Source organism: Geodermatophilus amargosae, assembly GCF_900116515.1.
GTDB lineage: Bacteria > Actinomycetota > Actinomycetes > Mycobacteriales > Geodermatophilaceae > Geodermatophilus > Geodermatophilus amargosae.
This window is the reverse complement of record NZ_FPBA01000022.1, coordinates 1-20,599: the sequence shown is the minus strand read 5'-3', so window position 1 is coordinate 20,599 and position 20,599 is coordinate 1. Positions and strand designations below refer to the sequence as shown.

Annotated in this window: 15 protein-coding genes, 2 tRNA genes and 1 pseudogene; 13 read left to right on the top strand and 5 right to left on the bottom strand. The window is 72.7% G+C overall.

Annotated features, from left to right (window positions below):
* The first annotated feature begins 668 nt into the window (after positions 1-668).
* The 6 genes from dnaN to BM414_RS21995 all read left to right on the top strand — a co-directional run bounded on the left by dnaN (position 669) and on the right by BM414_RS21995 (position 7,209).
* Complete coding sequence (gene dnaN, locus BM414_RS22020; RefSeq protein WP_093582997.1) at positions 669-1,826, top strand: DNA polymerase III subunit beta; 1,158 nt, start codon at positions 669-671, stop codon at positions 1,824-1,826.
* 165 nt (positions 1,827-1,991) lie between these two features.
* The gene (gene gnd, locus BM414_RS22015; RefSeq protein ID WP_093582995.1) at positions 1,992-2,924 is read left to right on the top strand and encodes a phosphogluconate dehydrogenase (NAD(+)-dependent, decarboxylating); all 933 of its coding nucleotides are present in this window, start codon (positions 1,992-1,994) and stop codon (positions 2,922-2,924) included.
* Between the two features lie 31 nt (positions 2,925-2,955).
* Positions 2,956-4,125 (top strand): DNA replication/repair protein RecF, encoded by a 1,170-nt coding sequence (gene recF, locus BM414_RS22010; RefSeq protein ID WP_093582993.1) that lies wholly within the window; start codon positions 2,956-2,958, stop codon positions 4,123-4,125.
* Entirely contained in the window at positions 4,118-4,633 is a 516-nt protein-coding gene (locus BM414_RS22005) for a DciA family protein (protein WP_093582992.1), read from the top strand. The genes recF and BM414_RS22005 overlap by 8 nt, the downstream gene beginning before the upstream one ends.
* Positions 4,634-4,646: 13 nt before the next feature.
* Positions 4,647-5,432, top strand: a complete 786-nt coding sequence (locus BM414_RS22000) for a hypothetical protein (RefSeq protein ID WP_093582990.1) — start codon at positions 4,647-4,649, stop codon at positions 5,430-5,432.
* Positions 5,433-5,439: 7 nt separating this feature from the next.
* Positions 5,440-7,209, top strand: coding sequence for an ABC transporter ATP-binding protein (locus BM414_RS21995; RefSeq protein WP_217644873.1), 1,770 nt, complete (start codon positions 5,440-5,442; stop codon positions 7,207-7,209).
* Positions 7,210-7,311: 102 nt separating this feature from the next.
* Here the strand turns inward: BM414_RS21995 and BM414_RS21990 are convergent, their stop codons facing one another.
* On the bottom strand, positions 7,312-8,826 hold the full coding sequence (locus tag BM414_RS21990; RefSeq protein WP_093583102.1) for an SDR family oxidoreductase: 1,515 nt from the start codon (positions 8,824-8,826) through the stop codon (positions 7,312-7,314).
* Positions 8,827-9,129: 303 nt separating this feature from the next.
* Between BM414_RS21990 and gyrB the strand changes: the two genes are divergently transcribed.
* The 6 genes from gyrB to BM414_RS21965 all read left to right on the top strand — a co-directional run bounded on the left by gyrB (position 9,130) and on the right by BM414_RS21965 (position 15,107).
* Entirely contained in the window at positions 9,130-11,166 is a 2,037-nt protein-coding gene (gyrB, locus tag BM414_RS21985; protein WP_093582988.1) for a DNA topoisomerase (ATP-hydrolyzing) subunit B, read from the top strand.
* Positions 11,167-11,269: 103 nt separating this feature from the next.
* A complete protein-coding gene (gene gyrA / locus BM414_RS21980) occupies positions 11,270-13,738 on the top strand; it encodes a DNA gyrase subunit A (protein WP_093582986.1) in 2,469 nt (822 codons plus the stop codon).
* 156 nt (positions 13,739-13,894) lie between these two features.
* Positions 13,895-14,647: a DUF3566 domain-containing protein gene (locus BM414_RS21975; RefSeq protein WP_093582984.1), complete on the top strand. Its 753-nt coding sequence runs from the start codon at positions 13,895-13,897 to the stop codon at positions 14,645-14,647.
* A gap of 55 nt (positions 14,648-14,702) precedes the next feature.
* A tRNA-Ile gene (locus BM414_RS21970) sits at positions 14,703-14,776 on the top strand.
* A 71-nt stretch (positions 14,777-14,847) separates the two neighbouring features.
* Positions 14,848-14,997, top strand: a complete 150-nt coding sequence (locus BM414_RS29610; protein ID WP_175551734.1) for a DLW-39 family protein — start codon at positions 14,848-14,850, stop codon at positions 14,995-14,997.
* Between the two features lie 37 nt (positions 14,998-15,034).
* Positions 15,035-15,107: transfer RNA gene (locus BM414_RS21965), tRNA-Ala, on the top strand.
* On the opposite strand, the gene BM414_RS31880 is transcribed toward BM414_RS21965, so the two are convergent.
* Both BM414_RS31880 and BM414_RS29600 read right to left on the bottom strand, forming a co-directional pair.
* Positions 15,081-15,398 (bottom strand): tyrosine-type recombinase/integrase, encoded by a 318-nt coding sequence (locus BM414_RS31880; RefSeq protein WP_175551733.1) that lies wholly within the window; start codon positions 15,396-15,398, stop codon positions 15,081-15,083. The genes BM414_RS21965 and BM414_RS31880 overlap by 27 nt on opposite strands.
* Positions 15,392-15,955, bottom strand: coding sequence for a tyrosine-type recombinase/integrase (locus BM414_RS29600; RefSeq protein WP_175551732.1), 564 nt, complete (start codon positions 15,953-15,955; stop codon positions 15,392-15,394). Before BM414_RS29600 ends, BM414_RS31880 begins: the two co-directional genes overlap by 7 nt.
* Before the next feature lie 528 nt (positions 15,956-16,483).
* Between BM414_RS29600 and BM414_RS21950 the strand changes: the two genes are divergently transcribed.
* Entirely contained in the window at positions 16,484-18,802 is a 2,319-nt protein-coding gene (locus tag BM414_RS21950; RefSeq protein WP_139245983.1) for a putative bifunctional diguanylate cyclase/phosphodiesterase, read from the top strand.
* Positions 18,803-19,790: 988 nt separating this feature from the next.
* Here the strand turns inward: BM414_RS21950 and BM414_RS21940 are convergent.
* Both BM414_RS21940 and BM414_RS21935 read right to left on the bottom strand, forming a co-directional pair.
* Positions 19,791-20,132, bottom strand: a complete 342-nt coding sequence (locus tag BM414_RS21940; RefSeq protein WP_093582977.1) for a hypothetical protein — start codon at positions 20,130-20,132, stop codon at positions 19,791-19,793.
* Positions 20,133-20,326: 194 nt separating this feature from the next.
* Positions 20,327-20,599, bottom strand: a pseudogene (locus BM414_RS21935) (methyl-accepting chemotaxis protein); the annotation flags it as partial.

Genomic DNA, 20,599 nt, shown 5'->3' with positions numbered 1-20,599 from the left:
TGCACACCCTGGGGAGATCGTGATCGGTGAGTGACCGGGTGTCTCCGGGGAGCGGTCGCACCGCGTTCCGTCCCCAGGTGGTTCCCCATGTGTGCACGCAGCTCGGCGCTGCCGCGCCGACCTGCGCTTTCTCCGCTGCGGCGGGCCGTCGTCCCCACCTCCCGCCGGTGCCGGGCGGCGCACGCCCGACGGACCTGGGCACGGACTGGGGACAGGCAGGGGGCGGAGCGGGGACAGGACGTGGACGACGGAGGGTGACTGTGCACGGCCGTCGAGATATCCACGTGTCGACAACAGGAGGACACGAGTTCCCCACAGTGGGCCAACATGTCGACTCGGGCGCTGACCTGCACGAAGGGGCTCCGTCCCCAGCTTCCACACCGGTGATGACGAGGATGAGGGATGTAGACCGGGAATCTCTCGAACCCCAGTAGGGGTGGGGACGCTGCGGCCCGGAGGGGCTCCGGGGCCGCAGGAACAGCGACGAGCAACAGCGACGAGCAACGGAACGGACACCTGATCGGGTCCCGGGTTCCCCGCACCGTGGCCGGACGGGCACGATGAGCTGCGCAGGACGTACAGAGCACCGCTCCGGGTCGCCGCACGGACGCCGGACGGCAGTGGTGCACAGACAGCAGTGAGCCGTGCAGAGCTGGGGTGGATCGGTCATGGAGTTCCGGGTGACACGCGAGGTGCTCGCCGATGCCGTCGCGTGGACGGCGCGCAGCCTCCCGCCGCGGCCGTCGGTGCCGGTCCTCGCCGGGATCCTGCTCGAGGTCGACGGCAGCCAGCTGTCGGTGTCCGGCTTCGACTACGAGGTGTCCGCCCGCGCGGAGGTCGACGTGCAGGCCGGTGAGAGCGGACGGGTGCTGGTGCCCGGCCGGCTGCTGGCCGAGATCACCCGCGCGCTGCCGCCGCACCCGGTCGACGTCCGCGCCGAGGGCCCGCGGCTGTCGATCACCTGCGGCAACGCCCGCTTCAGCCTCCCGACCCTGCCGGTGGAGGACTACCCGTCGCTGCCGTCGATGCCCTCGTCGGCCGGGGTGGTCGACAGCGACGTCTTCGCCGAGGCCGTCGGCCAGGTGGCCATCGCTGCCGGGCGGGACGACACCCTGCCCATGCTCACCGGCGTCCGGCTGGAGATCGAGGACGACCGGGTGACCCTGGCCGCCACCGACCGCTACCGATTGGCCGTGCGCGAGTTCGCCTGGCGTCCGGAGACCCCTGGCACCTCGGCCGCGGTGCTGGTACCGGCGCGCACGCTCGCCGACGCCGCCCGCACGCTGACCAGCGGCCCGGAGATCGTCGTCTCGCTGTCCTCCGGCGGCTCGGGCGAGGGCATCCTCGGCCTGTCGGGCAAGGACCGGCAGACCACCACCCGGCTGCTGGACGCCGAGTTCGTCAAGTACCGGGCCATCATGCCGAGCGAGTCCGCCGCGTACGCGACGCTGCCGGTCGTGCAGTTCACCGACGCGGCCAAGCGCGTGGCGCTGGTGGCCGAGCGCGGCACGCCGCTGCGCTGCGAGTTCACCCCGGGGCAGGTCACCCTGCGCGCCGGCGGCAGCGACGACGAGGGCCAGGCCGAGGAGCGCTGCGACGTCGAGTTCGACGGCGACCCGCTGACCATCGGCTTCAACCCGACGTTCCTGCTCGACGGGCTGGCCGCGGTGCACACCGGCCGGGCGCGGATGGACTTCACCAGCCCGCTGAAGCCCGCGGTGCTCTCCGGCGTCGAGGAGCCGGCGACCGACGACGACGGGCAGCGGCCCGCGGAGCGCCCCGGCAGCTACCGCTACCTGATCATGCCGGTGCGACTGCCCGGCTGAACGAAGATCACCCTTCCCCCACGCCTGCACGCTCGGCGCGGGACCTGGAGGGTGGCCGGCACGAGGTGTCCCGGGCCGCCGGCCCGGGCACGGCAGTGCGCGGGCACCCGCACCGGCGCGTGCGCCCGCGTGACGACGACGGTGTGCGACGAGAGGACGAGAACCGTGCAGCTGGGGCTGATCGGGCTGGGCAAGATGGGCGGCAACATGGCCGAGCGGCTGCGCCGCGGCGGTCACGAGGTGGTCGGGTACGACCGCGCGCCGGGGAAGCGGGACGTCGACAGCCTCGAGGCGCTGATCGGCGCGCTGTCGGCACCGCGCGTGGTGTGGGTGATGGTCCCGGCCGGTGAGCCGACCCGGGCCACGGTCAAGGAGCTGGCCGGCCTGCTGGAGCCCGGCGACGTGATCGTCGACGGCGGGAACTCCCGGTACACCGACGACCAGGTCCACGACGTGATGTGCCGCGAGAAGGGCATCGGCTACGTCGACGCCGGCGTCTCCGGCGGGGTGTGGGGCCTGGAGAACGGCTACGCGCTGATGGTCGGCGGGACGAAGGACGACGTCGCGAAGGTGCAGCCGGTGTTCGACGCGCTCAAGCCGCCGTCGCCGACCGACGAGGCCGGTCAGGCGGTCCCCGGTGCCGGGTTCGTGCACGCCGGGCCCGTGGGCGCCGGGCACTTCAGCAAGATGGTCCACAACGGCATCGAGTACGCGCTCATGCAGGCCTACGGCGAGGGCTACGAGCTGCTGGCGGCCGTCGACCTGATCGAGGACGTGCCGGGCGTCGTCAAGTCCTGGACCCAGGGCACGGTCATCCGGTCCTGGCTGCTCGACCTGCTGGTGCGCGCGCTCGACGAGGACCCGGCGCTGGAGAGGATCCGCGGCTACGCGGAGGACTCCGGCGAGGGCCGCTGGACCGTCGAGCAGGCCATCGAGAACTCCGTCCCGATGCCGACGATCGCCGCGTCGCTGTTCGCCCGCTTCTCCTCGCGCCAGGACGACTCGCCGACGATGAAGGCGGTCGCGGCGCTGCGCAACCAGTTCGGCGGGCACGCGGTCCGCGGGATCCAGGCCGAGGAGGTCGAGCGCCCGGCGTGAGCACGGCCGTCGTCCTCCCCGCAGGGCGCTGATGTACGTCCGGCACCTGCAGCTGGTGGACTTCCGCAGCTGGGAGAAGGTCGACCTGGTGCTGCAGCCCGGGCCGACCGTGTTCGTCGGCCGCAACGGCGAGGGCAAGACCAACCTCGTCGAGGCGGTCGGCTACCTCGCGACCATGAGCAGCCACCGGGTGTCGGCCGACGCCCCGCTGGTGCGCCACGGTGCGGGGCAGGCGGTGGTGCGCGCGGCGCTGCGCCGGGAGGACCGCGAGCTGCTCGTCGAGGTCGAGGTCAACCCGGGCCGGGCCAACCGGGTGCGGGTCAACCGGGCGGCGCTGCCGCGCCCGCGCGAGCTCCTCGGGCTGGTGAAGAGCGTGCTGTTCGCCCCCGAGGACCTCGCGCTGGTGCGCGGGGACCCGGCCGAGCGCCGCCGGTTCCTCGACGACCTGCTGGTCAGCCGCACCCCACGGCTGGCCGGCGTGCGCAGCGACTACGAGCGGGTGCTCAAGCAGCGCAACGCCCTGCTCAAGACGGCGCGGATGGCCCGCGGCGACGCGCTGGCCACCCTCGACGTGTGGGACGCCCACCTCGTCGAGCTCGGCGGGCAGCTGCTGGCCGCCCGCCTCGCGCTGGTCGCCGACCTGGTCCCGCACGTCGCGCGCGCCTACGCCACCGTGGCCGGCGCCGGCGGCGTGGCCGCGGGGCTCGGGTACAGCAGCACCGTGCCGCTGGCCGGCGACGGCGCCCCGCTGGTCCCGGACGCACCCACGCCGCGGGCCGCCGAGCTGTCGGCCGCGCTGCGCGAGCGGATCGCCGAGCGGCGCCGCGACGAGGTGGACCGCGGGATGACGCTGGTCGGCCCGCACCGCGACGACCTGGTCCTGCACCTGGGCGCCGTGCCGGCCAAGGGCTTCGCCAGCCACGGGGAGTCCTGGTCGCTCGCGCTGGCGCTCAAGCTCGGCTGCTTCGGCCTGCTGCGGGCCGACGGCGAGGAGCCGATCCTGGTGCTCGACGACGTGTTCGCCACCCTGGACGCCGGGCGGCGGGCGGCGCTGGCCGAGGTCGCCCGGTCCGCCGAGCAGACGCTCATCACCGCCGCCGTGCTCGACGACGTGCCCGACGAGCTGAGGGGAGCCCGCGTGGAGGTCGGGGAGGGGACGGCGACGCTGGCCTCGACCGTCGAGGAGGGTCCCGGTGCCTGACGACCGGCCACCACCCGATCGACCGACCCGGCCCAGCGACATCGCCCGCGCCGCGCTCGAGGCCGCCCGCGCGGCATCGGCCTCCCGCCCGGCGCCCACCCGCCGCCGGGTGGCCGGCCCGCGGCGGAGGTGGACCGGTCCCGGACCCGGTGAGGACGACCCGCAGCCGCTGGCCCGCCTGGTCGACTCGCTGGTCAGCACGCAGGACTGGTCGGAGCAGACCCGGGTGGGCGCGGTCTTCGGCCGCTGGTCGACGATCGTCGGCCAGGACATCGCCAGCCACTGCCGGCCCGAGACGCTCACCGAGGGCGAGCTGCTCGTCGTCGCCGAGTCCACGGCCTGGGCCACCCAGCTGCGGCTGCTCGCGCCGACCATCCTCGCCAAGCTGCGCGCATCGGTCGGCGGGGACGTCGTGACACGGCTGCGCGTTGTCGGACCGACGGCCCCCAGCTGGAAGAAGGGCCCGCGGTCGGTCCGCGGGCGGGGGCCCCGCGACACGTACGGATGAGGACGGTGCCCCGATGAGCAGCCCCCGCGACGACCGGCCCGGCGACGACGACCCCCGCGACGACGACCCCCGCGACGACGACCCCCGCGACGACGACCCCCGCGACGACCGGCAGGAGCCGATCCACCTCGGCGACGACGACCGGGCACCGCAGAGCGCCCCGGTGACCGTCGGGTCCGGCCGGCCGCCGCGGGAGCCGGGCGTGGTGCAGCAGGTCTTCGCCTACCGGGGTGACACCGTCGGCGCGCAGGGCTGGGCGCTGCAGCACGGCTGGGAGATCTCCGACGGCACCGCGCCGCAGGACGCCGTCCTCGCCGAGCTGGTGGCCACCGCCCCGGTGCGGGCGACGAGGGACCACCGCCCGGCCGGGGTGATGCGCGGCCGCAGCGGGAGCCTGGAGCTGGTCGCCTTCGACGTCGTCTTCGTCGACAAGCGGCACACCGTGCCGGAGTACGCGGTCACCGCCGCGCCGGTGCTCCTGCCGCTGCCCGGCCTGCGGCTCGCGCCGGCGCGCTTCTGGCGGCACGGCACCGGCGGCCTGCTGCACGTGCCCAGCGGCGAGCCGCAGTTCGACGCCCGCTGGGTGCTGCTGGCCGCCGAGGACGGCGAGGCGGTGCGCCGGCTGGTCGGCGACGTGACCGTCCGCGGTCTGCTGATGCACTCCGACGACGGCGACGAGTTCTGGGCGGCCGCTGGTCACCTCGCCGCCATCCGGCCCGACGGCCAGCGCCCCGAGCTGATCGAGCACCACGCCCGCCTGCTGGGCGCGATGGTCGCGGCCCTGGCCGGCGCCGCCTGACCTGCGCGTGTCCGCTCCCGAGCAGGCGCCCTCCGCCGCCCTGCGCGACCTGCTCCCCCTCGTCCGCCCGCACAGGCGCCCGCTGCTGCTCGCCGCCGGGCTCTCCCTCGTGGGCGCGGCCGCCGCGCTGGCACAGCCCGCGCTGACCGGCCTGGTCATCTCCGCCGTCGGCGCCGGCCGGCCGCTGCTGCCCGCCGTGTCCGCGCTCCTGGTGGTGCTGGTGGCCGGGGCGGTGCTGAACGCCGTGCAGTCCTACGTGCTGCAGCGCACGGGGGAGGGCGTCGTGCTCACCACCCGCCGCGCGGTGGCCGACCGGCTGCTGCGGCTCCCGGTCTCGGAGTACGACCGGCGCCGGACCGGCGACCTGATGTCGCGGGTCGGCGCGGACACCACGCTGTTGCGCGCCACGGTCACCTCCGGCGTGGTCGAGGTCGTGGGCTCGGCGGTGGTCGGCGTCGGCGCCCTCGTGGCGATGGCGCTGGTCGACGTCTGGCTGCTGCTGGTGACCGTCGCCGCCGTCGCGGTCGGCCTGACCGTGGTGGTGCTGAGCAGCCGGCGGATCCGGACGCTGTCGCGCGTCGCGCAGGAGGAGGTCGGCGCGATGACGGCGGCCGTCGAGCGGGCGCTGTCGGCGGTGCGCACCATCCGGGCCAGCGGTGCCACCGCGCGCGAGGTCGACGCGGTCGGCGCCAGTGCCGAGCGGGCGTACCGGGCAGGCGTCTCGGTGGCCCGGGTGGAGGCGTACGTGGCGCCGGCGGGGTCGATCGCCGTCCAGGGCGCGTTCCTCGCCGTCCTCGGGCTGGGCGGCTACCGCGTGGCCACCGGCTCGATCGCCGTCGCCGACCTGGTCGCCTTCATCCTCTACCTGTTCCTGCTGGTCATGCCGCTGGGGCAGGCGGTCGCGGCGTGGACGCAGCTGCAGACCGGGCTGGGGGCGCTGGCCCGCATCCAGGAGGTGCTGGTCCTCGAGCCCGAGCACGACGCCGTCGCCGAGGTGGGTGGCGCGCACGTCTCGTCGCTGTCGGCACCGCGCCGGCCGGCCGCCGGCGTCCCGCTGCTGCAGCTCGACGACGTCTCGTTCGCCTACCCCGACGGCACGCAGGTGCTGAGCGGGGTGTCGCTGTCGGTCCCGGCCGGCAGCCGGGTGGCGCTGGTCGGGCCGTCGGGCGCGGGCAAGTCGACGGTGCTGGCGCTGGTCGAGGGCTTCTACCCGCTGACCGGCGGCACGATCCGCTGGGCCGGCACCGACGTCCGCGAGCTGCCGCGGGCGGCGCTGCGCGCGCAGCTGGGCTACGTCGAGCAGGAGGCGCCGGTCCTGGCCGGGACGGTGCGGGAGAACCTGCTGCTGGCGGCTCCGGACGCCGGCGACGACGCGTTGTGGGCGGTGCTGGCCGACGTCGGGCTGACCGGGGTGGTGCAGCGCTCGGCGCGCGGGCTGGACGTGCCCGTCGGCGACGAGGGCGTGCTGCTGTCCGGCGGGGAGCGCCAGCGGCTGGCCATCGCGCGCTCACTGCTGTCCCGCCCGGCGCTGCTGCTGCTCGACGAGCCGACCGCGAGCCTCGACGCCCGCAACGAGAACCTGCTGCGCGAGACACTGGCCGCCGCGGCCGCCGACCGGGCGCTGCTCGTCGTCGCCCACCGGTTGTCCACCGTGCTCGACAGCGACCAGATCGTCGTCCTGGACGGCGGCCGGGTGGTCGCCCGCGGCACGCACGCCGAGCTGGTGGAGACCAGCCCCCTCTACCGCGAGCTGGCCACCGCCCAGCTCCTCGTCTGAGGTCACGCACGATCAGGTGACCTGATCGTGCTGCGTCCTGGCCCACGGTCGACGGTGGGCCAGGACGCGTCAGGGTGAGCCAGGACGGACGCTCGCCCTTCCTCAGGCGGCGCGGTCGCGGGGCCGGGTGCCCTTCTCGCCGAGCGCCTCGGCGGCGCGCGTGATGTTGCGGATCATGCTGCCGAAGACGACGCCGTGGAACGGCGAGACGCTCCACCAGTAGAGCTGCCCGAGCAGGCCGAGCGGGTGGAACGTCGCCTTCTGCCGCAGCCGGGTACGCCCGGAGTCGGCTCGTTCCACGTGGAACTCGAGCCAGGCGAGGCCCGGCAGGCGCATCTCCGCGCGCAGCCGCAGCAGCCGGCCCTCGTCGAGCTCCTCGACCCGCCACCAGTCCAGCGCGTCACCGACGTAGAGGTCGGCCGGGTCGCGCCGGCCGCGGCGCAGGCCGACTCCCCCCACGGCCCGGTCCAGCCAGCCGCGGACCTCCCAGGCCAGCGGGAAGCTGTACCAGCCGGTCTCCCCGCCGATGCCCTCGACCACCCGCCACAGTGCGTCGGGGGTGGCGTCGGTCTCGCGGGTGCGCTCGTCGAGGTAGAGACTCCCGCCGGCCCAGTCGGGATCGGAGGGCAGCGGGTCCGACGGCGCCCCGGGCACCGAGGCGCCGGTCCACCGGGTGTCGACGGCGTTGTTGCGGACCTTCAGCACGGCCAGGCGCACCGCCTCGTCGAAGCCGAGCAGCCCCTCGGGCGGGTCCGGCACGTACTGCGCGATGTCGTGCTCCTTGCACACGACGGTGTTGCGCAGCGACTCCACCAGCGGGCGTGCGATGGCCGCCGGGACCGGCGTGATGACGCCGACCCAGTGGCTCGACAGCGACGGTGTGAAGATCGGTACCGGCAGGATCCGCCGCCGCGGCAGGCCGGTCACCTCGGCGTAGCGCTGCATCATCGTGGCGTAGTCCATGACGTCGGGACCGCCGATGTCGAAGCTCCGGTGGACGTCGGGCGGGAGCGTGGCGACGCCGACCAGGTACCGCAGCACGTCGCGGACGGCGATCGGCTGGATCCGGCTGTGCACCCAGCGCGGGGTGACCATGACCGGCAGCCGCTCGGTGAGGTAGCGCAGCATCTCGAAGGACACCGAGCCCGACCCGAGGACGATCGCCGCCCGCAGCACGACGGTGGGCACCCCGGAGTCGAGCAGCACCCGCGCCACCTCGGTCCGGCTGCGCAGGTGCGGGGAGAGCTCCTCGTCCTCCGGCTCGAGCCCGCCGAGGAAGACCAGCCGGCCGACACCGGCCTCGCGCGAGGCGCCGGCCACGACCTCCGCCGTCCGCCGCTCGGTCGCCTCGAACTCCGGGCCGCTGCCCAGGGAGTGGACGAGGTAGTAGAGGACGTCCACGCCCTCGCAGGCGCGGGCCACGGCGTCCTCGTCGGAGGCGTCGCCCTCGGCGACCTCCACCTGCCCGATCCAGGGCCGGTCGCGGAGCTTGCGGGGCGAGCGGGTGAGCACGCGGACCCGGTGTCCCGCGGCCAGCAGTTCCGGGACGAGGCGACCGCCGACGTAGCCGGTGGCGCCGGTGACCAGACAGGTGAGTGCACGCTCGGCTGGTGCCATGTCGACCAGTCTGCGAGCGGCGGGCACCCCCCGCCGGACGGTCGGAACGGTTCCGTGCTCCCCGGTCCCCGGCCAGCGGCCCTGGGCGGGCGTGTCGGACCCCGGGGCAACACAGGTGGTGCGTCCGGGGCCGTGAGTGGCGCAGGAGCGCCCTCAGGGCGTGCGTGACGCCGTTCTTGTCGGTGGACCCGGTAACATGGGAACCAGGAATCCCCAGCATCCGGCTCAGTGGCGCTGTGCGCCCTCGGACCCCCTCCCTCCGCGGGGGTGCCGCACGCCGGTCGCTCGACAGAAGGGCCCCACGTGGTCGCTCGACCGAAGACCGAGAACGCCTACTCCGGCAGTTCCATCACCGTCCTCGAGGGGCTCGAGGCGGTCCGCAAGCGCCCCGGCATGTACATCGGTTCCACCGGCGAGCGCGGCCTGCACCACATGGTCTGGGAGGTCGTCGACAACTCCGTCGACGAGGCGCTGGCCGGCTACTGCGACACCGTCCGGGTCACCCTGCTGGCCGACGGCGGCGTCCGGGTCGAGGACAACGGCCGTGGCATCCCGGTCGACGTGCACCCCCGCGAGAAGCGGCCGACCGTCGAGGTCGTCATGACGGTGCTGCACGCCGGCGGCAAGTTCGACGGCAAGAGCTACGCCGTCTCCGGTGGTCTGCACGGCGTCGGCGTCACCGTCGTCAACGCGCTGTCCAGCTCGCTCGACGTCCGGATCTGGCGCGACGGCACGGAGTGGCACCAGTCCTACACGCTGGCCAAGCCCGGTCCGCTCGAGGAGGTCGGGCCGACCACCAAGCGCGGCACCCAGATCACCTTCTGGGCCGACGGGTCCATCTTCGAGACGACCACCTACTCGTTCGACACCATCAGCCGCCGCCTGCAGGAGATGGCCTTCCTCAACAAGGGCCTGACCATCGTCCTGCGCGACGAGCGACCGGGTCAGGGCAAGGCCGACACGGGCATGGCCGACGAGATCTCGGTGGCCGAGGCGGCTCCCGCCCCCGGGCACGAGGCCGCGGCGTTCGAGCCCACCGAGATCACCTACCGCTACGACGGCGGCCTCGAGGACTACGTCCGCCACATCAACGCGAAGAAGACCCCGATCCACCGCTCGATCGTCGGCTTCGGCGCCGAGGGCCTCGGCAAGAACGACATGCGGATGAGCGTCGAGGTCGCGATGCAGTGGTCCGACGCCTACTCGGAGTCGGTCTACTCCTTCGCCAACACGATCAACACGCACGAGGGCGGCACCCACGAGGAGGGCTTCCGCACCGCGCTGACGTCGATCGTCAACCGCTACGCCGTCGAGAAGAAGCTGCTCAAGGAGAAGGACGAGAAGCTCACCGGCGAGGACATCCGCGAGGGCCTGGCCGCGATCGTCTCGGTCAAGATCGGCGACCCGCAGTTCGAGGGCCAGACGAAGACCAAGCTGGGCAACACCGAGGTCAAGGGGTTCGTGCAGAAGGTCTGCAACGAGCAGATCTCGCACTGGTTCGAGGCCAACCCGGCCGAGGCCAAGACGATCATCACCAAGGCCGCCTCAGCCGCCCGCGCCCGACGTGCCGCGCAGGACGCGCGCAAGCTCGCCCGCAAGAACCTGCTGAGCAACAACTCGCTGCCGGGCAAGCTCGCCGACTGCCGCTCCACCGACCCGCGCGCCTCGGAGATCTACATCGTCGAGGGCGACTCGGCCGGCGGCTCGGCCAAGTCCGGCCGCGACTCGATGTTCCAGGCGATCCTGCCCATCCGCGGCAAGATCATCAACGTCGAGAAGGCGCGCATCGACCGGGTCCTCAAGAACACCGAGGTCCAGTCGATGATCACGGCGTTCGGTACCGGCATCCACGACGAGTTCGACGTCTCGAAGCTCCGGTACCACAAGATCGTCCTGATGGCCGACGCTGACGTCGACGGCCAGCACATCCGCACGCTGCTGCTCACCCTGCTGTTCCGCTTCATGCGGCCGCTGGTCGAGGCCGGCTACGTCTACCTGGCCCAGCCGCCGCTGTACAAGATCAAGTGGGGCGGCAAGTTCGGTGACGAGTACGTCTACACCGACAAGGAGCGCGACGCCGTCCTCAAGGCCGGCGCCGAGGCCGGCCGCAAGCTGCCCAAGGACGACGCGATCCAGCGGTTCAAGGGGCTCGGCGAGATGAACGCCACCGAGCTGTGGGAGACCACCATGAACCCCGAGACCCGGATCCTGCTCCAGGTCACCCTCGAGGACGCCGCGACCGCCGACGAGCTGTTCAGCGTGCTCATGGGCGAGGACGTCGACGCCCGCCGCAGCTTCATCACCCGCAACGCCAAGGACGTCCGCTTCCTCGACGTGTGACGAGGACCCCGTGCCCCCCGCTGCCGGCACGTCCGCAGCGGGCGTGCGGGGACCTCACCACGCCGGCCTGCGACTTCCTCCTTCGACAGTGGAGAACTGAACCGTGACGGAGACCCCACCCCGCGACCGCGTCGAGCCGGTCGACCTCCAGCAGGAGATGCAGCGCAGCTACATCGACTACGCGATGAGCGTGATCGTGGGCCGCGCGCTCCCGGAGGTCCGGGACGGCCTCAAGCCCGTGCACCGCCGCGTGTTGTTCGCGATGTACGACCAGGGCTTCCGCCCCGACCGCGGCTACGTCAAGTGCGCCCGCGTCGTCGGTGAGGTGATGGGTAACTACCACCCGCACGGCGACAGCTCGATCTACGACGCCCTCGTGCGGCTGGCCCAGCCGTGGTCGATGCGCTACCCGCTGGTCGACGGCCAGGGGAACTTCGGCTCGCCGGGCAACGACCCCGCCGCGGCCATGCGCTACACCGAGGCCCGGCTGACGCCGCTGGCCATGGAGATGCTGGCCAACATCGACGAGGAGACCGTCGACTTCCAGCCCAACTACGACGGCAAGAACCAGGAGCCGCTGGTCCTGCCGGGGCGCATCCCCAACCTGCTCATCAACGGCTCGGCCGGCATCGCCGTCGGCATGGCCACCAACATGCCGCCGCACAACCTCCGCGAGGTCGCCTCCGCGGTGTTCTGGATGCTGGAGCACCCCGACGCCGAGGCGGAGGAGGCCCTCACCGCGTGCATGGAGCGGATCAAGGGCCCCGACTTCCCGACCCACGGCCTCATCGTCGGCCGCGACGGCATCGAGGACGCCTACCGGACCGGCCGCGGCTCGGTCCGGATGCGCGCGGTGGTCACCGTCGAGGAGGACGCCCGCGGCCGGGTGCAGCTCGTCGTCACCGAGCTGCCCTACCAGGTCAACCCGGACAACCTCGCCGAGGCGATCGCCGAGGGCGTCAAGGACGGCCGGCTGCAGGGCATCAGCGAGATCGCCGACGAGTCGAGCGACCGGGTCGGCCGCCGGCTGGTCATCACGCTGCGCCGCGACGCCGTGGCCAAGGTCGTGCTGAACAACCTCTACAAGCACACCCAGCTGCAGACGTCGTTCGGCTGCAACATGCTCTCGATCGTCGACGGCGTCCCGCGGACGCTGCGCCTCGACGAGCTGGTGCGCCTCTACGTCGACCACCAGATCGAGGTCATCCAGCGGCGGACCCGCTACCGGCTGCGCAAGGCCGAGGAGCGCGCGCACATCCTGCGCGGCTGGGCCAAGGCCCTCGACCAGCTCGACGCCGTCATCGCGCTCATCCGCAGCAGCCCGTCGGCCGACGAGGCCCGCAGCGGACTCATGGAGCTCCTCGACGTCGACGAGATCCAGGCGATCTCGATCCTCGACCTGCAGCTGCGCCGGCTGGCCGCCCTCGAGCGCCAGCGAATCCTCGACGAGCTGGCCGAGATCGAGGCCCGCATCGCCGAGCTGCAGGCGATCCTCGACTCGCCCCAGCGCCAGCGGGAGATCATCCGCGACGAGCTGGCCGAGATCGTCGACAAGTACGGCGACGACCGCCGCACGCAGTTCGTCGCGAACGACGGCGACGTCTCCATGGAGGACCTCATCGCGGAGGAGGAGGTCGTCGTCACCATCACCCGCACCGGCTACGCAAAGCGGACGAAGAGCGACCTCTACCGCTCCCAGCGCCGCGGCGGGAAGGGAGTGATGGGGGCCGCCCTCAAACAGGACGACCTCGTCGACCACTTCTTCGTGGGCTCGACCCACGACTGGATCCTCTTCTTCACCAACAAGGGGCGGGTCTACCGCGCCAAGGCCTACGAGCTGCCCGAGGCCAACCGCACCGCCCGCGGCGCGCACGTGGCCAACATCCTGGCGTTCCAGCCGGACGAGAAGATCGCCCAGGTCATGCAGATCAAGGACTACGGCGTCGCGCCGTACCTGGTCCTGGCCACGGCGAACGGGCAGGTGAAGAAGACCCGGCTGTCGGACTTCGACTCCCCCCGCAGCGGCGGCGTCATCGCGATCAACCTGCGGGACAGCGACGAGCTGGTCGGCGCCGCGCTGATCGACCCGGAGCAGGACCTGCTGCTGGTCACCCGCGCGGCCATGTCCATCCGGTTCAAGGCCGACGACGCCACGCTGCGGCCGATGGGCCGGGCCACCGAGGGCGTGCGCGGCATCGTGCTGGCCCCCGGCGACCGGCTGCTGTCGATGATGGTGGTCGAGGAGGGCGTCGACGTCATGGTCGCCACCGAGCGGGGCTTCGCCAAGCGGACCGGCATCGAGAACTACCCGGCGCAGGGCCGCGGCGGGAAGGGCGTGCTCACCGCCGACCCCAAGGCGCGCAAGGGCGCCCTGGTCGGGGCCCTCGCGGTGCGGCTCGGCGACGAGCTGTACGCGATCACCTCCGGCGGCGGCGTCATCCGGACACCGGTCAACGGCGTGCGCCACAACAAGGACAGGGCCACGATGGGTGTCAAGCTCATGAACTTGCCCGAGGACGTGACGATCGTGGCGATCGCCCGGACGACGGACAACGACGAGCCCGCCGCCTAGTGTGAGACCGGGAGCACGGCGAGTGGCGACCTCGGGTCGCCGCTCGCCCCCGGCTCCCTCTGACGGGAACGACCGGCGCTCGGGCGCCTCCGGCACCACGCCGGGGCGACCGGACGCGACGACGCGGCGAGGGCCGCAGGCGAACGGGAGAACGGCATGAGCGACCGGCCGCAGGCGGTGCGCACCGGGGTCCGCCCGGACGGCGCGCTCGGGTCGGACGGCACGCCGGGGGCGGCTGCGTCCCCGGTCGGTGCGTCTCCGGTGGGTGCGTCCGCGGCCGGCCAGCAGGGCCCGGGTGGCCCGTCGCTGGCCAAGCCGCCCACGGGCCAGATCCCCGGTCAGGCACCGGGCCAGTTCCCCGGCCAGGCACCTGCGCAGGCCCCCGGCCAGATCCCCGGTCAGGTCCCGGCCGACGCCACCGTCCCGCCTCCCTCGGGCAGCACCCAGGTCGTGCCGCCGGCCTCCGTGGCGCCCCCGCCGGCCGCCGGCGCCCGCACCGGGCAGCAGCAGGCGACCGGGAAGGGCAAGGGCCGCGGTGGCCGCGGTCCGCGCCGGGCTCGGCTGCAGCTGCGGCACATCGACACCTGGTCGGCGCTGAAGATCTCGCTGGTCCTGTCGATCGCGCTGTTCTTCGTCTGGATGGTCGCGGTCGGGATCCTCTACGGCGTCCTGTCCGGCCTCGGCGTCTTCGACACCCTCAACGACCTGTTCGGCCAGCTCGGTACGGCGTCGGACGGCGAGGGCGGCAGCAACGTCATCACGCCGGGCGTCGTCTTCGGCGGGGCAGCGGTCATCGGCGCCATCAACATCGTGCTGATGACGGCTCTGTGCACCGTCGCGGCGTTCGTCTACAACCTCTGCGCCGACCTCGTCGGCGGCCTCGAGGTCACGCTCGCCGAGCGCGACTAGCCGGTACCCGCGTGCAGGAGCCCGGCGGGGTCCAGGTACGCTCGTCGAGGTCCACGGGCCTGTAGCTCAGGCGGTTAGAGCGCATCCCTGATAAGGATGAGGCCGGAGGTTCAAGTCCTCCCAGGCCCACCCGTGTACCGGTGCCCCCGGCACCGCGGCAGCGAGGCCCCGTCCGTGGCCGCCGTCCCAGGAGGTACCGCGTGCTCAAGAAGCTGGCCCTGGCCGCAGTCGCGGCCGGCGCCGTCGCTGCAGTCCGCCGACGCTCGTCCGGCAACGGCACGAGCGAGGCCGACCTGTGGCACGAGGCCACGAACGGCCCGCAGTCGGTCAGTCGCCCCACCACCCGCTGACCCCGCGCTCCCGTCCGGGAGCGCCCGGGGACAGCTCGGGGACGTAGCTCAATTGGCAGAGCACCGCCTTTGCAAGGCGGGGGTTAGGGGTTCGATTCCCCTCGTCTCCACTCGCACGACCCCGTTCTGACCTGGTCGTTCCCGTTCGATGGAACGTCTCGGCAAGGCTCCGGAGAGGCTCCGGTCCGCAACGAGTCCGCACGCGGTCCGCACGAGCGGTACCGCAGGGCGTCGAGCCGGTCGGCCACCTCGTCCAGGTCGTCGTCGAAGGGGTCGGCGTAGCGGTCGAGCGTCATGGCCGCCGACGCGTGCTCGAGCATCCGCTGCACGGCCTTCACGTTGGCCCCGGCGCTGATGGCCAGGGACGCCGCGGTGTGCCGCAGCTCGTGGGGCGTCAGCACCGGGACCCTGATCTCCCGGGCCGCCTCGCCGAACCACGCGGCCCGGGCGTTGCGGTTGCGGAGGACGGCGTCGACCAGGGAGCGGGGGAGCGCACGGTGCGCCGGCTGTTGTTCTCCGGCGTGCCCCAGACGAGGTGCTTGCCGTCGACCTCGGTCACCGCCTCCTCGATGAGCACCCGGCGGCGGAGCAGGTCGACGTGCCGCACGCGCAGCGCGGCGAGCTCCGACCGCCGCAGGCCGCAGTAGCCGAGGACGAGGACGGCGACTCTGCCGGGACCGGCCGCCTCTGCGAGGGCCCCGAGCCGCCCGGCCGTCAGGTAGCGCCGGCACCCCTGCTCGAGGGCAGGCAGCGCGACGCCGAGTGCGGGGTCGAGGACGAGTCGCCGGTCGCGCACCGCGAGTCCGAGGACACCGGAGAGCACCCCCTGCGTCTTGCGCACCGAGGCGCCGGCCAGGCCGCGGTCGCTCAGCTCGGCCGGCCAGGCCTGGACGTCGCTGTGGGCGATACGTACGAGGGGTACGTCGCCCCAGCGAGGCAGCACGTGCGTCCGCAGCACGTCCGCGCATCGGGCCCGCGAGGTCCCGGTACCCGCGCACGCCAGGTGCCGTTGGGCCGCCGCGAGATGTTGGACACCGCGTCCTCCTCCAACCCTCACCACGTCAGTCAGCCAGCCCGCCGGTAGAGACGGACGTGTCCACAGGTTGCTCATCGGCACGTGGATGGGCAGCGGTCGGTAGGCACCGGCCGAACTCCGAGTCTCGAGGTCGTTGGCCCACGTCGCGTGCGCACTCCTCCGGAAGTCCTCCAGTAGCAGGGCAGCGGGTCGCGAGTCCGGTCAGCGGCTCCGGCATCCGCCGGTGAAAGCGCTCCCCATTCCGGAGGAGTCGCGTTCAGCCTGGTCGGTTCCGTTCCGATATCGCGTGTAACAGCCCCACAGGATGAACGGGAGCGCGGCGTGAGTACCGAGAATGCCGCACTTGTCACGTCCGGATCATGGGCCGTCGGCGCCGCGAGAGGCGACGGGCTCGAGGCCCCGATCGGCTCGGACCGGAGTTCGACGCCGGCGCACGGCCTCCTCCGGCGGGTGGCCCGGGCGCTGCCCTCGGGACGTCAGCTCCCGGACGAGCAGTGGGAGCAGCACCACCGCTTCGTCCTGCGGACCCTGGCCGGATTGACCGTGGCCGTCCTCGTCTACGCCCTCGTCAGTGGTCATGGCGTCCTGGGGGCTGGAGGTCTTGCCGCTCCTGTGGCGGTCCTGGGGCTGACCGCTGCTCTCCCGATGCTGACCCGGGGCGAGAAGGCCAACGTCGCGGCCGTCGGGTTGATGACCGCGGCTGCGGTGGTCGTCCACATCTCCGGCGGGCGCACCGAGGCCCACTTCCTCTTCTTCGCCCTGCTGCCCCTGGCTGCGCTGTACGCGACCCCGGTGCCGTTCGTCATGGCCGTCGGCTTCGTGGCCCTGCACCACTTCCTCCTCGGCTCGATGCTGCACGGTTCGGTGTTCCCGCACGGCCACTCCGTCCTCCAGATGTCCCTGCTGCACGCCGTCTTCATCCTCATCGAGGCGTGGGCGTGCTTCGTCGCCTGGCGTCGCTTCGAGGACCGCCGCGAGTTCGTCGAGCAACTGGCGTCTGACCGCACCGCCCAGCTGCACGAGCAGCGTGACCAGCTGGTGCGCTTGGCGGCAGTGGTGCAGTCCACGGACGACGCCGTGTTCACCGCGACGCTCGGCGGACTGATCGAGACGTGGAACCCGGGAGCGCAGCGCCTGTACGGCTACACCGCCGAGGAGGTCCTCGGACGACACGTCCGCATCCTGGTCGCGCCGGGCATGGAGCGGCTGGTCGCGCCGGCACTGGCTGCGCTCCAGCAGAACCCCGGTCTGCACATCGAGAGGCTGCACCAGCGCAAGGACGGCTCGGTCTTCGAGGCGCTGCTCACCGTCTCCGCCATCCGGGGCGAGGACGGTGAGCTCACCGGCCACGCCGCCATCGCGCGGGACGTCACCGAGCAGAAGCGTGCCCAGGCAGAGGCGCTGAGCAGTGCCCAGCGCCTCCAGGAGCAGGCGGGTGAGCTGAGGAGGCTCGCCCTGCACGACCCACTGACCGGACTGGCCAACCGGGCACTGCTGCGCACTCGTCTCGAGGCCGTGCTGAGCGCTCGCCGCACCGGTCCCAGTGCGGTCCTGCTCCTGGACCTCGACGACTTCAAGGCCGTCAACGACGTGTTCGGCCACGGTGCCGGGGACGCCGTCCTGACCGCCATCTCCGGCCGACTGCAGGCGGGTGTGCGGCCGGAGGACACCGTTGCGCGCCTCGGTGGTGACGAGTTCGTCGTCCTCATCGGCACCGCGCACGGGCGGCAGGAGATCGGCGCCGTCGCCGAGCGCCTGATCGCCGCGTCGAACGAGGCTGTCCCGTGGGGACCGGAGAGCTTCGAGGTCGGCTGCAGCATCGGGATCACGCTCATCGACCCGGCCGACGACCGGAATCCGGACGAGATCCTCCGCGACGCCGACATCGCGATGTACGCGGCGAAGGGCGCCGGACGCAACCGGTTCGAGGTGTTCGAGCCGGCGATGCACGAGAAGGTCGTCGCGCACAGCGAACTGGTGCGGGACCTGCGTTCAGCGGCCGCTGGAGGCCAGTTCTTCCTGCTCTACCAGCCCCAGGTCGACCTGCGCTCCGGGCGTGTCACCGGGGTCGAGGCGCTTGCCCGGTGGCAGCACCCCCACCGTGGCCTCGTGCTGCCCGACACCTTCATCGCCGTGGCCGAGGACACCGGCGCGATCGACCTCATCGACGACTGGGCGCTCGAGGAGGCGTGCCGGCAGCTGGCCGCCTGGGACGCCGCAGGCCTCCCGAGCCTGCAGGTCGCGATCAACATCTCCGCGCGTCGCCTGGCTCGAGGGGACCTCGCAGAGGCCGTCCGCTCGAGCGCACGAGCGGCCGGTGTCGACCCCGCCCGGCTGGAGATCGAGATCACCGAGACCGCCACAACGAGCTGCGCGATCGAGGCCGCCCGTGCTCTCGAGGAGGTCCGGGCGCTCGGCGTCTCGATCGCCATCGACGACTTCGGGATGGGCCACTCGTCCTTCGGACGGCTCCGGGCCCTGCCCGTCGATCGCCTGAAGATCGACCGGTCGTTCATCGCCGCCCTCGAGCCGCACGGGGAGTCCGGCTCGATCGCCGGAGCCATGGTCGCGATGGGCGGCAGTCTGGGGCTTGACGTGGTGGCCGAGGGAGTCGAGACGGAGGAGCAGCTCGAGGTGCTCCGGCGTCTCGGATGCGATGCCGTCCAGGGCTACCTGTTCGGCCGGCCGATGCCGGCGGAGGCGATCGACAGGCTCCTGCGCTCAGCGCTGTCCATCGACCCGCTGACCCGCCCGACAAGCGCACGGTGAAGCGATGGGTACCCGTCGACGGTCGCCGCGCCTTCTCGTCACAACGAGTTCCGCGCCGCCTGGTGCAGGAGGTGTGCGCCCTCGTGATCACGGCTTCTCCGGTTCGGCGAAGCGAAGATCGTCGGAGGCGCGGAGGTGGGGGAGGACCCTCGGGATGCTCATCCACGGCAGCGACAGGGCAGCCGCGTCCGCCCCGGTCCCGTGTGCAGCGCCCCGGCTGGCGCAGGGCCGGCCCCGTGTCAGCCCCCTCGAGTCGTGCCGCCCTCGCGATGGCCACCTCCGTCGCCGGACCGCGGCGGATCTCCGGGTCAGCGCCCGGATCTGCTGAAGCCGGCTGTGACTGCTCGTCTGGGCTGTCGAACGCCGCAACTACTACCGATGCATGGGTGTCAGGAGAGACACCCCGCCGACGAGACAGGACACCACTCCCCATGAACGGCAGCGGACGACACCGTGCGGTGAGACGTTCGTCCCGCGTCGCACGTCTGGTGATGGCGGCGGCAATCGGTAGCTCGGTCTCCCTCGGTCCCGGGGTGGCCGGCGCGGCTCCCGGTGGGTCGGGTGTCGACCGCTCGAGCCCGCCGGACGTCATCCCGCTGGTCGATTGCATCGTCAGCCACGCCGACGGGACCTGGACTGCGGTCTTCGGCTACGACAACCGCACCGGCGCCTCGATCGACGTCCCTGTGGGACCGGCCAACCAGGTCACGCCCACGTCATCCGGTCAGCCGCAGCCGACGACATTCGCTACGGGCATCCGGCACGGGGTCTTCTCCGTGACCGTGAGCAGGGGTGGCGGACCGATGTGGCACCTGGGTGACACCAACCTCGCCGCCCGCAAGACAGACACTGCCTGTCGCAGCCCGACCCAGATGCCCGTCGAGGGCAACGGGGCCGGAGCTGCCCTCGTCATCGCAGCCGCCGCGGGCGTCGGTGTGGTGCTCGTGCGCAGTCGGAGCCGCCGTACCGACATGTCCGCTGCGGGGAGCTAGCCGACGTCGACGTAGCCGGCAGCGTCGGTGCGGAGGCGCAGGATGTCGCGGATGTAGCTCTGGACGTGCTCGGGCTTCATGCTCTCGAAGGTCGAGCGATACGTGCCCCCGCCAAGGGCACGCTGCAGCAGCCACCGAAGGCCCAGGACGAGATCTCGGGCAGGCGTTGGCAACGAGTGATCGGCGAGGCTCTGCAGGCGCTCGTCCAATGACGGCCACTCCGGTTCCACTGCGGCGATCAGGCGCTCGGGCAGGCCGTCCGCGAGAAGGGCGAGCGCGTCGGCGACCCGGTCGAGGTGATCCGCGATGTCCCGGAGGTGCGCGTCAGGGCCCTGCATGTCGATGACTCTGCCGCTCAGAGCCCGGTTGCGGAACTACAAAGTCCCATCTGTGAGCTGATGCACCAACCCCGGGCCCGTCTGGCATCCGAAGGCCCGACCCGCCGAAGCCGGCCCCAACCGCCTCCCGGCCGACGTCGCCGACAGCCCGGACGTCATCTCACAGCCCGACTGAGCGACCTGCGCTGCGCCAGTCAGTAGGTGAAGCGGGCGACGCTGGTGCGCAGGTCGGCGGCCATGCGCGAGAGCTCGTCGACGGCGACCCGGGTCTGGCTCAGCGCCTGCGTGGTGGAGTCCGCGGCGGAGGAGACACCGGTGATGTTGTCGGCGATCTGCCCGGAGCCCTGGGCGGCCTCGGCCACCGACCGCGACATCTCGTTCGTCGTCGCCGTCTGCTCCTCCACCGCGGAGGCGATGGTGGTCTGGCGGTCGGAGATCTGGGCGACGATCGAGGAGATCTCACCGAT

Coding starts and splice junctions, on each gene's coding strand:
- dnaN (WP_093582997.1), top strand. CDS start 669: ATGGAGTTCCGGGTGACACGCGAGGTGCTCGCCGATGCCGTCGCGTGG.
- recF (WP_093582993.1), top strand. CDS start 2,956: ATGTACGTCCGGCACCTGCAGCTGGTGGACTTCCGCAGCTGGGAGAAG.
- BM414_RS22000 (WP_093582990.1), top strand. CDS start 4,647: ATGAGCAGCCCCCGCGACGACCGGCCCGGCGACGACGACCCCCGCGAC.
- BM414_RS21990 (WP_093583102.1), bottom strand. CDS start 8,826: ATGGCACCAGCCGAGCGTGCACTCACCTGTCTGGTCACCGGCGCCACC.
- BM414_RS21975 (WP_093582984.1), top strand. CDS start 13,895: ATGAGCGACCGGCCGCAGGCGGTGCGCACCGGGGTCCGCCCGGACGGC.
- BM414_RS21940 (WP_093582977.1), bottom strand. CDS start 20,132: ATGCAGGGCCCTGACGCGCACCTCCGGGACATCGCGGATCACCTCGAC.